This is a genomic window from Variovorax sp. Soil_C_26, assembly GCF_057657075.1.
In genome coordinates this window covers 26,553-40,167 of record NZ_JBDGJC010000006.1, presented here as the reverse complement: position 1 = coordinate 40,167, position 13,615 = coordinate 26,553, and the positions used below count along the sequence as shown (strand labels likewise).

Annotated in this window: 14 protein-coding genes; 4 read left to right on the top strand and 10 right to left on the bottom strand. The window is 69.3% G+C overall.

What is annotated here, in order from left to right:
- Positions 1-14: 14 nt before the first annotated feature.
- The 7 genes from fahA to AC3A6G_RS17905 are packed head-to-tail and all read right to left on the bottom strand — an operon-like array spanning position 15 to position 6,201.
- Entirely contained in the window at positions 15-1,337 is a 1,323-nt protein-coding gene (fahA, locus tag AC3A6G_RS17935; protein ID WP_487874229.1) for a fumarylacetoacetase, read from the bottom strand.
- Between the two features lie 19 nt (positions 1,338-1,356).
- The gene (locus tag AC3A6G_RS17930) at positions 1,357-2,163 is read right to left on the bottom strand and encodes a cyclase family protein (protein WP_487860685.1); all 807 of its coding nucleotides are present in this window, start codon (positions 2,161-2,163) and stop codon (positions 1,357-1,359) included.
- Between the two features lie 53 nt (positions 2,164-2,216).
- Positions 2,217-2,993, bottom strand: coding sequence for an ABC transporter permease (locus tag AC3A6G_RS17925; RefSeq protein WP_487874228.1), 777 nt, complete (start codon positions 2,991-2,993; stop codon positions 2,217-2,219).
- Positions 2,990-3,760, bottom strand: coding sequence for an ABC transporter permease (locus tag AC3A6G_RS17920; RefSeq protein WP_487874227.1), 771 nt, complete (start codon positions 3,758-3,760; stop codon positions 2,990-2,992). Before AC3A6G_RS17920 ends, AC3A6G_RS17925 begins: the two co-directional genes overlap by 4 nt.
- Entirely contained in the window at positions 3,753-4,535 is a 783-nt protein-coding gene (locus AC3A6G_RS17915) for an ABC transporter ATP-binding protein (RefSeq protein WP_487864444.1), read from the bottom strand. Before AC3A6G_RS17915 ends, AC3A6G_RS17920 begins: the two co-directional genes overlap by 8 nt.
- On the bottom strand, positions 4,532-5,476 hold the full coding sequence (locus AC3A6G_RS17910; RefSeq protein ID WP_487860681.1) for an ABC transporter substrate-binding protein: 945 nt from the start codon (positions 5,474-5,476) through the stop codon (positions 4,532-4,534). Before AC3A6G_RS17910 ends, AC3A6G_RS17915 begins: the two co-directional genes overlap by 4 nt.
- Complete coding sequence (locus AC3A6G_RS17905) at positions 5,473-6,201, bottom strand: TetR/AcrR family transcriptional regulator (RefSeq protein ID WP_487860680.1); 729 nt, start codon at positions 6,199-6,201, stop codon at positions 5,473-5,475. The genes AC3A6G_RS17910 and AC3A6G_RS17905 overlap by 4 nt, the downstream gene beginning before the upstream one ends.
- Before the next feature lie 100 nt (positions 6,202-6,301).
- Between AC3A6G_RS17905 and AC3A6G_RS17900 the strand changes: the two genes are divergently transcribed.
- Positions 6,302-8,332, top strand: a complete 2,031-nt coding sequence (locus AC3A6G_RS17900; RefSeq protein WP_487874226.1) for an acetoacetate--CoA ligase — start codon at positions 6,302-6,304, stop codon at positions 8,330-8,332.
- Here the strand turns inward: AC3A6G_RS17900 and AC3A6G_RS17895 are convergent.
- The 3 genes from AC3A6G_RS17895 to AC3A6G_RS17885 form a co-directional block, all read right to left on the bottom strand.
- Positions 8,329-9,054, bottom strand: a complete 726-nt coding sequence (locus tag AC3A6G_RS17895; protein ID WP_487874225.1) for a 2OG-Fe(II) oxygenase — start codon at positions 9,052-9,054, stop codon at positions 8,329-8,331. The genes AC3A6G_RS17900 and AC3A6G_RS17895 overlap by 4 nt on opposite strands.
- 78 nt (positions 9,055-9,132) lie before the next feature.
- Positions 9,133-9,534 (bottom strand): phage holin family protein, encoded by a 402-nt coding sequence (locus AC3A6G_RS17890; RefSeq protein ID WP_487864440.1) that lies wholly within the window; start codon positions 9,532-9,534, stop codon positions 9,133-9,135.
- Between the two features lie 61 nt (positions 9,535-9,595).
- On the bottom strand, positions 9,596-10,501 hold the full coding sequence (locus AC3A6G_RS17885; protein WP_487860676.1) for a LysR substrate-binding domain-containing protein: 906 nt from the start codon (positions 10,499-10,501) through the stop codon (positions 9,596-9,598).
- A 194-nt stretch (positions 10,502-10,695) separates the two neighbouring features.
- On the opposite strand from AC3A6G_RS17885, the gene AC3A6G_RS17880 reads away from it, so the two are divergent.
- Genes AC3A6G_RS17880 through AC3A6G_RS17870 form a run of 3 tightly spaced genes read left to right on the top strand, consistent with a single transcriptional unit; the run spans position 10,696 to position 13,602 of the window.
- Positions 10,696-11,895 (top strand): acyl-CoA dehydrogenase, encoded by a 1,200-nt coding sequence (locus AC3A6G_RS17880; protein WP_487860675.1) that lies wholly within the window; start codon positions 10,696-10,698, stop codon positions 11,893-11,895.
- Positions 11,896-11,912: 17 nt separating this feature from the next.
- The gene (locus tag AC3A6G_RS17875) at positions 11,913-13,148 is read left to right on the top strand and encodes a CaiB/BaiF CoA transferase family protein (RefSeq protein WP_487874224.1); all 1,236 of its coding nucleotides are present in this window, start codon (positions 11,913-11,915) and stop codon (positions 13,146-13,148) included.
- 13 nt (positions 13,149-13,161) lie between these two features.
- Positions 13,162-13,602, top strand: coding sequence for a VOC family protein (locus AC3A6G_RS17870; RefSeq protein ID WP_487874223.1), 441 nt, complete (start codon positions 13,162-13,164; stop codon positions 13,600-13,602).
- Positions 13,603-13,615: the final 13 nt, after the last annotated feature.

The window sequence follows — 13,615 nt, the reverse complement described above, 5'->3', positions numbered from 1 at the left end:
TTTGCGGCCGCCGTTCAGCCTTTGGCCGGCAGCACCATGCCGCGGCTTTCGCCGAAGCCGATGCGCGCATGGCCCGGCTTCTCGCACCAGCCGCGCAGCATCACCGCGTCGCCGTCCTCGAGAAAGCCGCGCTGTTCGCCGTGCGCCAGCGTGACCGGGCTTTGCGCCGCGCGCGTCAGCTCGATGATCGCGCCGGCCTCGCCCGGGCCGGGCCCCGACACCGTGCCGCTGCCGAACAGGTCGCCCGGGTTGAGCTTGCAGCCGCCCACGGTGTGGTGCGCCACCATCTGCGCCACGCTCCAGTACTGGTGCCTGAAGCTCGTGCGCGACAGGCGCGAGGCGCCATGCCCGCCGCTGCGCGCCTGCTCGCTTTCGAGCCAGACTTCGAGCTGGATGTCGATCGCGCCGCTTTCGCGGTTCCGCGCGTCTTCCAGGTAGGCGAGCGGCTGGGGATCGGCGGGCGCGCGCGTCCATGCCTGGCGGTAGGGCGCGAGCGCCTCCATCGTCACGATCCATGGCGAGACGGTGGTCGCGAAGTTCTTCGCCAGGAACGGCCCGAGCGGCGCCATTTCCCAGAACTGGATGTCGCGCGCCGACCAGTCGTTGAGCAGGCAGATGCCGAAGATGTGGTCCTCGGCATGCGCGAGCGGGATCGCCTCGCCGGCTGCGTTGCCCTCGCCGATCCAGATGCCGAGTTCGAGCTCGTAGTCGAGCCGCGCGCAGGCATGGTAGGTCGGTGCCTTCGCGCCGGGCGCCAGCGTCTGGCCCATCGGGCGATGAAAGCGCTGGCCGCTGACGCCGATGGTCGAGACACGCCCGTGGTAGGCGGTCGGAATCCAGCGGAAGTTCGGCGTCACGTCGCCTTCGGGGTTCATGAGCCGGCTGATGTTCAGCGCATGGTCGATCGAGGTGTAGAAGTCGGTGTAGTCGCCGATGCGCGCCGGCACGGTGAACTCGACCTCGGCCTGCGGCACCAGGCACTCGCGCATCGCTTCGACAGTGGCCGCGGTCGCGTCGGCGTGCAGCAGCGCGAAGAGCGCATGGCGCAAGGCCTGCCACGCGCTGCCGCCGAGCGCGAAGAGATCGTTCAGGGCGGGCAGCGCCGCGGCGCGCGCCGCATCGAGTGCAAGGCCGTCGAGCAGCGGGCGCGTCGCGAGTGCAGCCATGTCGACGACCTGGTCGCCGATCGCCACGCCGCCGCGAAACGGCTCGGGGCTGCCGAGGCGGCGGAACACCGCATGTGGCAGGTTCTGAACCGGAAAGTCGCTGCCCGCAGCATTGGCGCTGGCCACCCAGCTGCGGGCGTCGGCATCGTGCGTGTGATTGAGCGTGATCATGGTCTTGACCTTCCGCGCGTCAGACCGACGCCATCAGTGCGTCGTCGAAGATCGCCACGGCGCGCGTCCAGCCCGCCGAGGCGCCGCGGATCTTGTGCGGAAAGCAGCTGATGAAGAAGCCCGTGGGCGGCAGCACCTCGAGGTTGTGCAGCTTCTCGATATGGCAGTAGCCGATGTCGCGGCCGGCCTTGTGGCCTTCCCAGATCAGCGAGGCGTCGTTCGTCTCACCGTATTTCTTGGCCGTGTGCACGAAGGGCGCGTCCCAGCTCCATGCGTCGGTGCCCGTGAGGCGAACGCCGCGCTCGAGCAGGTACATCGTGGCTTCATAGCCCATGCCCGCGCCGGCCGAGACGTAGTCCGGGTTGCCGTAGCGTTTGCCAGCGCGCGTGTTGACCACCACGATCTCGAGCGGGCTCAGCGTGTGGCCGATGCGCTTGAGCTCGGCTTCCACGTCGGCCGCGGTCACCACGTAGCCGTCCTCGAAATGGCGGAAGTCGAGCTTCACGCCCGGCTGGAAGCACCATTCGAGCGGCACGTCGTGGATCGCGATCGCGGGCTTCTTCTCGCCGAGCGCCTTGTCCATGGTCGAGTGGAAGTGGTAGGGCGCATCGAGGTGCGTGCCGTTGTGCGTCGACAGCTGCACCAGCTCGACCGCCCAGCCTTCGCCGTCGGGCAGGTCTTCCTTCTTCAGGCCCGGGAAGAAGGGCTCGATCTGCTCGTAGGTCTGTTCGTGCGTGAAGTACTGGATCTTCGGCGCGAAGGCCGGCGGGTCGGAGAGCACGTCGTTCTCCAGGAAGATCGACAGGTCGACGAATTTGCGTGGCATCGGGGCGCTCCTTCTGTGGGGGTTTCGGGTGGATGTGGGTTCTACGGCTGCTGCTACCGCAGCAAGCGTTTCTCCGCAAAGGCCAGCAGCGCATTGCTCACGAAGCCGATCAGCCCGAGCAGCACGATGCCGGCAAAGAGATCGCTCGCGCGAAAGGCGCGCGCCGCGAGAAGAATGGCCTGGCCGAGCCCGCTCTGCGAGGCGATCATCTCGCCCACCACGGCCACGATCAGCGCAATGGTCAGCGCGAGCCGCATGCCGGCCAGGATGTCGGGCAGGGCGTTGGGCAGGCCCACCTTCCAGACGAAGGCGGCGCGCGACATCTGCAGGCAGCGCGCCACCTCGGCGAGCCGCGGCTCCACCGCCGCGAAGCCGTGCACCGTGGCCAGCAGCACCGGCCACATCGCGCCGAAGGCCACGACGAACAGCACCATGTTCGGGTTCAGGCCGAAGATCGAGATCGCGAGCGGCAGCAGTGCCGAGGCCGGCAGCGGCCGCACGAACTCGAGCGTCGGCTGTACCCAGGCACGCACCGCGGGCGAGACGCCGATGGCCGCACCGAGCACCACGCCGAACAGCGACGCGAGCAGCCAGCCCTGCACCATGCGGCCCACCGTGGCTTGCGTGTAGGCGAGCAGTTCGCCGTTGCCGCCATCGCCCTTCAGGTTGAGCCCCTCGAGCAGGCTCGCGAAGGTGGCCTGCGGCGTCGGCAGGAACACGCGGCTCACCCAGCCCGCATTGCTCGCGATCCACCACAGCGCCACCAGCGCGCCGAACACGGCGAGCGGACCGAACCAGTCCGAGCCGGTTCGATGTTTCACTGCGCTCATGGCAGCACCCCCATGCGCCGCGCCACCGTGCGCTGCAGCAGCACCATGCCCGCGTTGACCGCGAAGCCCACCACCCCGATCCAGCCCAGCCAGGCGATCATCAGCGCGGGATCGAAGCTCTGCTGCGCGATCATCATCGCGTAGCCCATGCCATGCGGATTGGCCGCGATCTCGACCGTGACGGCCACCACCAGCGCCACCGCCACGCCGAGCCGCAACGCGACGAAGAGCCGCGGCACGATCGCCGGCAGCACGATCTTGAAGGCGCGCTCGCGTGCCGAGAGCCCGAGCACGCGGCTCACCTCGAGCAGGCGCGGCTCGATCTGCTGCACGGCCGACTGCACCAGCACCAGCAGCGGCCAGAACGTGGCAAAGCCGACGATCGCCACTTCCATGCGCACGCCGAAGCCGAAGGCCAGCATCGCGAGCGGAATCAGCGCCACTGACGGCACTGGCCGCAGCACCTCGATCGACAGCGAGCCGAGCCGCGCCGCGCGGCGCGACAGGCCCAGCGCCAGCCCGAGCGCAATGCCGAGCACCGCGCCCAGCAGCAGCCCGAGCGCCGCGGTGCCGAGCGTGAAACCCGTGGCCTGCCAGAGCGAGCCGTCGAGCGCCGCGCCGACGAAGGCCTTCGCCGCTGCACTGGGGGGTGCGAGCGCGTCGCTGCCCAGCGCCGCCGCGCGCCTCGCATACCACTCGAAGGCGCCGATCAGCAGCGCCGGCAGCACCCACGGCCGCAGCCAGCGAAGCAGGCGCGGTTCAGTCATGGCTCTGCTCGATGAACGCGAAGAGCTCGCGCCGCAGCCGCAGGTAGTCCGGGTGCTCCTTGGTCGTGAGCTGGTCGCGCGGGCGCGGGATCTTCACGTCGATCATGCGCGCGAGGCTTGGCCGTCCCGGCCCGGGATTGGCCTGCAGCGCGATCACGCGGTCGCCGAGGTAGATCGCCTCTTCGAGGTCATGCGTGACGAACAGCACCGTCAAGCCGTCGTCGCGCACCAGCCGGGCCAATTCGTCCTGCAGGCCCTGGCGCGTGAGCGCATCCAGTGCGCCGAAGGGCTCGTCCATCATCATGAGTTCGGGCTTCTGCGCCAGGCAGCGCGCGATCTGCGCGCGCTGCTGCATGCCGCCCGAAAGCTGCACCGGAAACTTCTGCGCATGCTTCGCCAGGCCCACCTTCGCGAGCACCTCGGCGATGCGCGGCGCACGCTCGGCTTTCGGCACGCCGGCCGCTTCGAGTGCAAGGCTCACGTTGCCTTCGACCGTGCGCCAGGGCAGCAGCGCGCGGCCGTAGTCCTGGAACACGAAGGCCACCTCGCGTGAGGGCGCCTCGACCGCCACGCCGTTGCGCCGCACCGCGCCGGCGCTCGCCGCCACCAGGCCGCTGGCCGCGCGCAGCAGCGTGGTCTTGCCGCAGCCGCTGGGGCCCACGATGCAGACGAACTCGCCGCGCGCCACGTCGAACGACGTGGGCGACAGGATCTCGCGTCCGCCGAGACGGATCGCGACGCCGTCGAAGCGAAGAAAGTCGGCCCCGGCGCTCACTTGGCGATCAGCTTCGCGACGTCGATCGGGGTCCTGAGCATGTCCTGGTCCTTCATCAGGCCGACCCAGTAGCCCAGCTGCTTCTCGGTCACGGTCGGGCCGGGCGGCGAGATCTGGATCTTCGCGAGCACCTCGGGCGGCAGCTTGATGTACTTGCCGATGGCCGCGCGCACCTTGGCGTCGTTCTTCGGCTGCTGCATGAAGGTGGCGGCCTCGACCAGCGATTCGCGGAACGCGCGCGCCGCCGCCGGGTGCTTCTGCACCCACTCGCGCTTGGCCGCATGCACGATGGTCTGGTTGTTCTCGGGCAGGAAGGTCGAGTAATACGACGCCACGTAGCCCGCGCCGCTTTCGGTGATGCGGCTCATGAACGGATCGGCCGACACCACCGCGTCGACCGAGCCGCCGCGCAGCAGGTCGGCATGTTGCGGGAACGAGGCTTCGACGAAGTTGACCTTGCGGTGGTCCACGCCGCTGTCCTTGAGCCAGGCACGGAAGGTCACGTGCAGGAAGGCGCCGAGCCCCGGCACGCCGATCTTCTTGCCCACGCAGTCCTGCGGCGTCTTGATGTTCGAGCCTGCGCGCGCTACCAGGCCGAAGCCCGTGATGGTCTTCGACGTGAGGCCGCCGCCGGCCACGAGCACCAGGTCGAGCCCGCCGTCCACCGCCTGCAGGAACACCGAAGGCGTGGGCCCGCCGATCTGCAGCGAATCGGACTGCAGCGCGGCGGGAATGGTCGAGTTGAGCGGAATGAACTTGAGCGCCACATCGAGGTTGCGCTTCTTGAAGTAACCCTCTTCGGCGGCCACGAAGACCGAGGCGAAGTCGGACACGGCTGTGTAGCCGAACACGATCTTGGGGTTCTCCTGCGCGCGCGCAGGCAGCGCCGCGGCGGCCGATGCGGCGCCCAGCGCCGACAGCAGGGTGCGTCGATTCATCATTTCTTTTGTCTCCTTGAGGTTGTTTTCTTTGGGGTCGCCTTGGGTCGCGGCAGCGCTGCGCGCAGCCCGCCGACGATGAAGTTGACGAGCATCGGCGCCACGGCCGGATCGCTGCGCCGGTTCTCGCCCCGCGACAGCCGTTCGATGCGGGCGTCGCTCAGGTGGTGCAGCAGCGCACCGAGCGCGAACTGGTAGCCCCAGGCGGCCTGGCTGCGCGTGGCATGCGGCAGCGCGACGTGCAGCGCATCGATGTAGGCCTCGGCCAGCGGATCGAAGTAGCCACGCAGCACGCGGTCGGCTTCCTCGGACGCGTGGTAGAGCTCGCGCGCCACCAGCAGCGCGTAGTACTCGCCCTCGGCGCTCGCGCGCAGCGCCAGCACGGGCGCGGTGAAGGCTTCGATGATGCGCGGCAGCGTGCGTGCGTCGTCGGGGTCGATGTCGACCGCCGCGAGCCCCGCAAGCCGCTCCTCGATGCTGTGGCTCCAGTGCTCGAAGATGGCATGGAAGAGTTCGTGCTTGGGACCGAAGTAATAGCCCACGAGCGCGAGCGGCACGGCGGCCTCTTCGGCGATCTGGCGGATCGTGACCGCGTGGTAGCCATGCTGCGCGAAGAGCTTCTCGGCGGCCAGCAGGATGGCCTGCCGGCGGTCGGGCCGCGGCGCCTCGGCGGCCGCGGGCGAGCGCTTGCGGGTGCTTCGCCGGGCGGTGGGGGTGCGTGCATCCATGGCCGGTATTGAACGCCTGTACAAAACTGTTGAACACACGTGCAAACCCTGAGGTCTATTCCTCTTGAGCCGCGCGTGGCGCGGCATTACGCTCGTGCCCATGCCTGCGCCCAACCTTCCCGCCCCCAACATCCCCCAGATCCGCCTGTACCAGAACTGGCTGCGCGACGAGCGCGGCCTCTCCTTCGACAGCTACGACGCGCTCTGGCGCTGGTCGGTGACCGACCTCGACGCGTTCTGGCAGAGCATCTGGGACTACATGGGCATGCACTCGCCCACGCCGCACACGGCAGTGCTGGCCAAGGCGCGCATGCCCGGCGCGACGTGGTTCCCGGGCGCCCAGGTCAACTACGTGCGCGAGGTGCTGCGCCATGCCGACGCGGCGCATGCGGCCGGCATGCCCGCGATCGTGAGCGACGACGAACTCGGCCGGGTGCGCGAGATGTCATGGCCCGAGCTGCGCCGGCAGGTGGCCTCGGTCGCGCTCACGCTGCGCGCGCTCGGCGTGCGGCGCGGTGACCGCGTGGCCGCCTACATGCCGAACGTGCCTGAGACCATGGTCGCCTTCCTCGCGTGCTCGAGCATCGGCGCGGTGTGGAGCGTGTGCGCGCCAGACATGGGGACGGCCGCGGTGGCCGACCGCTTCCGCCAGATCGAGCCCACGCTGCTGATCGCGGCCGACGGCGTGCACTACGGCGGCAAGCCCATCGACCGCAGCGCCGTGGTGCAGGAACTGCGCGACGCGCTGCCCAGCGTGCAGAAGCTGCTGCTGGTGCGCACGCCGCATGCCGCGCACCAGCTTGCGGCCAACGCCGACTGGCTGGACGCCATCGCGCGCGACGACGCCGAGGTGGCGGCCTTCGAGCCCGAGTGGCTGCCTTTCGACCATCCGATCTGGATCGTCTATTCGAGCGGCACCACCGGCCTGCCCAAGCCGATCGTGCACGGGCAGGGCGGCATCCTCCTCACGATGTACGCGTGCGGCCTGCACAACGACGTGGGCGCGAGCTACGGCGCCAACAACTTCGGCGAGCGCTTCCATTGGTACAGCTCGACCGGCTGGGTCATGTGGAACTGCCAGCTCGGGGGCCTGGCCTTCGGTGCGACCGCGGTCGTCTACGACGGGCATCCCGCGGGCAGCAAGGAAAAGCCCGACTGGGCCGTGCTCTGGCGCTTCGTCGCCAAGCACCGCATCACCTTCTTCGGCGCGGGCGCGGCCTATTTCACGAATTGCATGAAGGCCGGCGTGGTGGCCGCCGACTGCGGCGATCTTTCGCGCGTGCGCGCGCTCGGCAGTACCGGCTCGCCGCTGTCGGAAGAGGTGCAGCGCTGGGGCACGCAGCAGATCCTCGGTGCGGGCGCGAAGGAGGTCTGGTGGTGCAACATCTCCGGCGGCACGGATTTCTGCGGCGCCTTCATCGGCGGCAACCGCGAACTGCCCGAGGTGCCCGGCCAGATGCAGTGCCGCGAACTCGGCCATGCCGTCGAAGCCTGGAACGAAGCGGGCGAGCCGGTCATTGGCGAAGTGGGGGAGCTGGTCTGCACGCAGCCGATCCCGTCGATGCCGCTGTGTTTCTGGGGCGACGAAGGCAACGCGCGCTACCTGTCGAGCTACTTCGATACCTACCCCGGGGTCTGGCGCCATGGCGACTGGATCAGGATCGGCGAGGACGGCGGCTGCATCATCTACGGCCGCAGCGACGCGACCATCAACCGGCAGGGCCTGCGCATGGGCACGAGCGAGATCTACAGCGCCGTCGAAGGCCTCGCCGAGGTGCTCGACTCGATGGTGGTCGACCTCGAATACCTCGGCCGCGACAGCTACATGCCGCTGTTCGTGGTGCTGCGGCCCGGTGTCGCGCTCGACGACGCGATGCGCACGAAGATTCACAACGCCATCAAGACCTCGCTCTCGCCGCGCTTCCTGCCGAACGACATCTTCCAGGTGGCCGAGATCCCGCGCACGCTCTCGGGCAAGAAGCAGGAACTGCCGATCAAGAAGCTGCTGCTCGGCCAGCCGATCGAAAAGGTGGTCAACCGCGAGGCCATGGCCAACCCCGGGTCGCTCGACTGGTTCGTTGCGTTCGCGGCGCAGCGGGCATCCTCGTCCGCGGTGCAGGACGAAGCCTAGCTCGCGTCGTGAAAGATGATGCCGAGCGTGTGCCGCTGCCCCGAACGCACGCGGCTCACACCATGGCGCATGGTGACGCGGTAGGTGCCGCGCGTGCCCGCCACCGGCCGCTGGTTGACGGCAAAGACCACGGCCTCGCCCTGCGCCAGCGCCACCACTTCGGCGCGTGACTGCATGCGCGGGCGCTGTTCGGTCAGCACGAACTCGCCGCCGCTGAAATCCTCGCCGGGCCGGCTCAGCAGCACGGTGAGCTGCAGCGGAAACTGCAGTTCGCCGTAAAGGTCCTGGTGCAGGCAGTTGTAGTCGCCCTCGCCGTAGCGCAGCAGCAACGGCGTGGGGCGCAGCTGGCCGGCCGCATGGCAGCGCGCAAGGTAGTCGGCGTGGGCGGTGGGAAAGTCGGCCGGCTGCACCATGGCCGAGCGCCACGCGTTCGCGAGCGGCACGAGCCGCGCATAGAGCGCGCTGCGCCATGCGGCCAGCATCGGCGGCAGCGGGTTCGCGAAGTACTGGTATTCGCCCTGGCCGAAACCGTGGCGCTGCATCACCACGCGGCTGCGGAAGCGACCCGGCTCGTCGTACATCGCGGCCAGCGTACGGCATTCGTCGGGGCCGAACAGCACACCGGTGTTGGCGCAGCCGCGCGCGGCGAGTTCGCTGTCGATGCGGGGCCAGTCGAGGGCGGCGACGGCGCGCGCGGGAGAAGAAGAAAAAGAAGTCTGCATGCCGCCAGTCTCGCTTGGAGGCGCTGGCGTTGCTGGCCGTTTCCGGACCTCGGTCTTCGGCGGTTTTCGGCCGGGTGGCTACAGCCAGGTGCCGCCGGTCGGCATCTGGATCGTCGTGGCGGGATCGCCGCTGCTGACGAGCGAATCGATCGCGATGCTCAGAATCGAAATGAAGATGCTCGCGAAGAACGCGGTCCAAAAGCCCGAGAGCTTGAACCCGCGCACCAGCGCGGCCACGAGCATGATCATCAGCGCGTTGATCACGAGCAGGAAGAGGCCCAGGGTCAGCAGCGTCAGCGGCAGCGTGAGCACGATCAGGAGCGGCTTGACGACCGCATTGGCCAGGCCCAGCAGCAGCGCCGAGACCACGAGCGCGGACGTGGTCTCGAACTTGAGCCCGCGAAAGATCAGGCTTGCCACCCACAGCGAGAGCGCCGTGATGGCCCAGTGCACGAGAAAGGGGACGAGGTTGTTGAGCATGGCGGAGCGGCAAGCGGGAAGAGGGCGGCCCATCATATCGGCCGCGCTCGGCCCCGGCTTGTCAGCCGCCGCGCCGCGCCTCGGCCAGCAGCCAGTCGCTGAAGTACTTGAGCAGCGGGCGCTGGTCGGCGCGCTCCGGCGTTACCAGGTAGTAGTTGCGCTCGCCCGAAAGTGGCCGCGCGCAGGCCACCACGAGTTCGCCGCGCGCGAGTTCGTCGGCCACCAGCATGGTCGGCATCAGCGCCACGCCGAGCCCGTGCGATGCCGCGGCCGCCAGGATGGAGAACAGCTCGTAGCGCGGCCCGCCGCGCGCGGTGGGTGCATCGATGCGCTGCGCGTCGAACCACTGCCGCCAGCCGTCGGGCCGCGTGCTCTGCTGCAGCAGCGGCATCTTCGCGATGGCCGCGGGCGCCACGGACCGGCCGCGCGGCAGCAGCGACGGGCTGCACACCGGCACCACGTCCTCGTGCATCAGCAGCAGCGCGCGCGTGCCGGCCCAGTTCTCGACCTGCGCCGGCGTGCCGGCGTAGAGGGCGGCATCGAACTCGGCATCGGCGAACAGAAAGGGCCGGGTGCGCGTCTCGATGTGCACCACCACGTCGGGCTGCAGCGCCGCGAAGCCCTTGAGGCGCGGCATCAGCCAGCGCGTGGCGAAGGTGGGCACGGCCGCGAGCGACAGCGAGCCGCCCTCGCCCTGGTGGGCCATGGCATCGAGCGTGTCGCGCTCCATCGCCTCGAGCCGCCGGGCGGTCTGGCGCGCGTAGGCCGCGCCGCTCGCGGTCAGTGCCACGCCATGGCGCGTGCGGCGGAACAGCGCCACGCCGAGGAAGGCCTCGAGCGTGCCGATCTGGCGCGACACCGCACTCTGCGTGAGCGCGAGCTCCTGCGCGGCGCGGGTGTAGCTTTCATGCCGTGCCGCGGCATCGAAGCACACGAGGGTCTGCAGGGGCGGGATTTTGCGGCGCATGTATGCCGCGAGTGTATGACTAGAAACCTGCGGTTACCAGCGAGACGGCTTCACTAGATGCACAAGATGTGCGTTGAACGCATATCTGGGTGAGGATTCATCGTTTGCGCCCGGCCTGCAGCGGGGCTAGGATCGGGCCATTCCCCCGTCTTTTCGCCTTTCCTTTTCTTCCCCCCTTTTCCGGAGACAGCCACATGGCCGCCAAAGCGCAATTCCATTGGGACGACCCCCTTCTTCTCGACCAGCAGCTGACCGACGAAGAACGCATGATCCGCGATGCGGCCAACGCCTACTGCCAGGAGCGCCTGGCGCCCCGCGTCATCGAAGGCTTTCGCAGCGGCGAGACCGACCCCGCCATCTTTCGCGAGATGGGTGCGCTCGGCCTGCTCGGCCCGACGATTCCCGAGCAGTACGGCGGCCCCGGCCTCAACTACGTGGCCTACGGCCTGATCGCGCGCGAAGTCGAGCGCGTCGATTCGGGCTATCGCTCGATGGCCAGCGTACAGAGCTCGCTCGTGATGGTGCCGATCTTCGAATTCGGCACCGAAGGCCAGAAGCAGAAGTTCCTGCCCAAGCTCGCCACCGGCGAATGGATCGGCTGCTTCGGCCTGACCGAGCCCGACCACGGCTCCGACCCCGGCAGCATGGCCACGCGCGCCAAGAAGGTGCCGGGCGGCTACTCGCTCTCGGGCTCGAAGATGTGGATCAGCAACTCGCCGATCGCCGACGTGTTCGTGGTGTGGGCCAAGGAAGTCAGCGAGAGCGGCGCCGTCGGCCCGATCCGCGGCTTCGTGCTCGAGAAGGGCATGAAGGGCCTCAGCGCACCGGCGATCCACGGCAAGGTGGGCCTGCGCGCCAGCATCACCGGCGAGATCGTGATGGACGGCGTGTTCTGCCCCGAGGAGAACGCCTTTCCCGAAGTGCAGGGCCTGAAGGGTCCGTTCACCTGCCTCAACAGCGCGCGCTATGGCATCTCGTGGGGCGCGCTCGGCGCGGCCGAAGACTGCTGGCACCGCGCCCGCCAGTACACGCTCGACCGCAAGCAGTTCGGCCGCCCGCTCGCCGCGAACCAGCTGATCCAGAAGAAGCTCGCCGACATGCAGACCGAGATCACGCTCGGCCTGCAGGGCAGCCTGCGCCTCGGCCGCATGAAGGACGAGGGCACGGCCGCGGTCGAGATCACCTCGATCATGAAGCGCAACAACTGCGGCAAGGCGCTCGACATCGCGCGCCTGGCACGCGACATGATGGGCGGCAACGGCATCAGCGACGAGTTCGGCGTGGCACGCCACCTGGTCAACCTCGAGGTGGTCAACACCTACGAGGGCACGCACGACATCCACGCGCTGATCCTGGGCCGTGCGATCACGGGCATTGCCGCATTTTCAAACTGACCCGGCCGAACGACCGCATGACCCAAGCCGCAGCGCTCGACGGCATCAAGGTGCTGGACCTGTCCCGCGTGCTCGCGGGCCCGTGGTGCACGCAGATCCTCGCGGACCTGGGCGCCGACGTCGTCAAGATCGAGCGCCCCGGCGTGGGCGACGACACGCGCACCTGGGGCCCGCCGTTCGTCAAGGATGCGAACGGCAACGACACCGACCAGGCGAGCTACTTCACCGCCTGCAACCGCAACAAGCGCTCGGTCACGGTCGACATGGCCACGCCCGACGGGCAGGCGCTGCTCCGGCAGATGGCCTCGCAGGCCGACATCGTGGTGGAGAACTTCAAGACCGGTGGCCTCGCGCAGTACGGCCTCGACCACCACAGCCTGCGCGCGGCCAACCCGCGGCTCATCTACTGCAGCGTGACGGGCTTCGGCCACGACGGCCCCTATGCCGAGCGCGCGGGCTACGACCTGATGATCCAGGCCATGACCGGCATGATGAGCATCACCGGACGTCCCGACGGCGAACCCGGCGGCGGTCCGCTGCGCGTGGGCGTGGCACTCACCGACCTGTTCACCGGCGTCTACGCGAGCACCGCGATCCTCGCGGCGCTGCAGGTGCGCGACCGCACGGGCGAAGGCCAGCACATCGACATGGCGCTGCTCGACGTCGGCATGGCGATCCTCGCCAACCAGGCGAGCGCGTTCCTCAACACCGGCCATGCACCCGAGCGCCAGGGCAACACCCACCCGAGCCTCGCGCCCTACCAGGACTTCCCGACGGCCGACGGCGCGATGCTGCTGGCCGTCGGCAACAACGGCCAGTTCGCGCGCTTCTGCGAGGCGGCCGGCCATGCCGAATGGGCGGCCGACGCGCGCTTTGCCACCAACACGCTGCGCGTGAAGCACCGCGGCGTGCTCATACCGATGATGGAGGCGCTCACGCGCACGCGCAGCACCGCCGACTGGGTCGCGCTGCTCGAGGACAAGGCCGTGCCCTGCGGCCCCATCAACGACATCGCGCAGGCCTTCGACGATGCGCAGGTGAAGGCGCGCGGGCTGGCCGTCACGCTGCCGCGCGACGCGGGCGATGGCATCGCGAGCATCACCGGCGTGGCGAGCCCGCTGCGCCTTTCGGCCACGCCGCCCGTGCTGCGGCATGCGCCGCCGGCGCTCGGGCAGCACACGCACGAGGTGCTGGCCGAGTTCGGTGTCGACGCTGCGCGCTTCGAGGCATTGCGCGCGGCCGGGGTGGTCTGACACACTGGCGGGCATGGTCACCCGCCCGCCGCCGAATCCGCCCGCCGCACCGTTCGCGCTGCTGCGCATCGACCACATCGTGCTGCGCGTGCGCGACACCGAGCGCGCCATCGGCTTCTACTGCGGCGTGCTCGGCTGCACCGTCGAGAAGCGCCGCAACGACCTCGGCCTCGTGCACCTGCGCGCCGGTGCGAGCCTGATCGACCTGGTCTCGCACGACGGCCGGCTCGGCCGGCAGGGCGGCGCGCTCGCGGGGCCCGAGGGGCGCAACGTCGATCACCTGTGCCTGCGCATCGAGCCCTTCGACGAAGCGGCCATCCGCGCGCTGATGGCGCAGCACGGCGTGCCGGTGAACGGCGAGGTGCAGAACAACTTCGGTGCCGAGGGCGACGGGCCCTCGATCTACGTCACCGATCCGGACGGCAACGGCGTCGAGCTGAAGGGGCTCGCCTGATCTGCGGTGCTCG

What these genes read in the sequence shown, in the direction of transcription:
- fahA (WP_487874229.1), bottom strand. Translation starts at nt 1,337, where the DNA reads ATGATCACGCTCAATCACACGCACGATGCCGACGCCCGCAGCTGGGTG.
- AC3A6G_RS17930 (WP_487860685.1), bottom strand. Translation starts at nt 2,163, where the DNA reads ATGCCACGCAAATTCGTCGACCTGTCGATCTTCCTGGAGAACGACGTG.
- AC3A6G_RS17925 (WP_487874228.1), bottom strand. Translation starts at nt 2,993, where the DNA reads ATGAGCGCAGTGAAACATCGAACCGGCTCGGACTGGTTCGGTCCGCTC.
- AC3A6G_RS17920 (WP_487874227.1), bottom strand. Translation starts at nt 3,760, where the DNA reads ATGACTGAACCGCGCCTGCTTCGCTGGCTGCGGCCGTGGGTGCTGCCG.
- AC3A6G_RS17910 (WP_487860681.1), bottom strand. Translation starts at nt 5,476, where the DNA reads ATGATGAATCGACGCACCCTGCTGTCGGCGCTGGGCGCCGCATCGGCC.
- AC3A6G_RS17905 (WP_487860680.1), bottom strand. Translation starts at nt 6,201, where the DNA reads ATGGATGCACGCACCCCCACCGCCCGGCGAAGCACCCGCAAGCGCTCG.
- AC3A6G_RS17900 (WP_487874226.1), top strand. Translation starts at nt 6,302, where the DNA reads ATGCCTGCGCCCAACCTTCCCGCCCCCAACATCCCCCAGATCCGCCTG.
- AC3A6G_RS17895 (WP_487874225.1), bottom strand. Translation starts at nt 9,054, where the DNA reads ATGCAGACTTCTTTTTCTTCTTCTCCCGCGCGCGCCGTCGCCGCCCTC.
- AC3A6G_RS17890 (WP_487864440.1), bottom strand. Translation starts at nt 9,534, where the DNA reads ATGCTCAACAACCTCGTCCCCTTTCTCGTGCACTGGGCCATCACGGCG.
- AC3A6G_RS17885 (WP_487860676.1), bottom strand. Translation starts at nt 10,501, where the DNA reads ATGCGCCGCAAAATCCCGCCCCTGCAGACCCTCGTGTGCTTCGATGCC.
- AC3A6G_RS17880 (WP_487860675.1), top strand. Translation starts at nt 10,696, where the DNA reads ATGGCCGCCAAAGCGCAATTCCATTGGGACGACCCCCTTCTTCTCGAC.
- AC3A6G_RS17875 (WP_487874224.1), top strand. Translation starts at nt 11,913, where the DNA reads ATGACCCAAGCCGCAGCGCTCGACGGCATCAAGGTGCTGGACCTGTCC.
- AC3A6G_RS17870 (WP_487874223.1), top strand. Translation starts at nt 13,162, where the DNA reads ATGGTCACCCGCCCGCCGCCGAATCCGCCCGCCGCACCGTTCGCGCTG.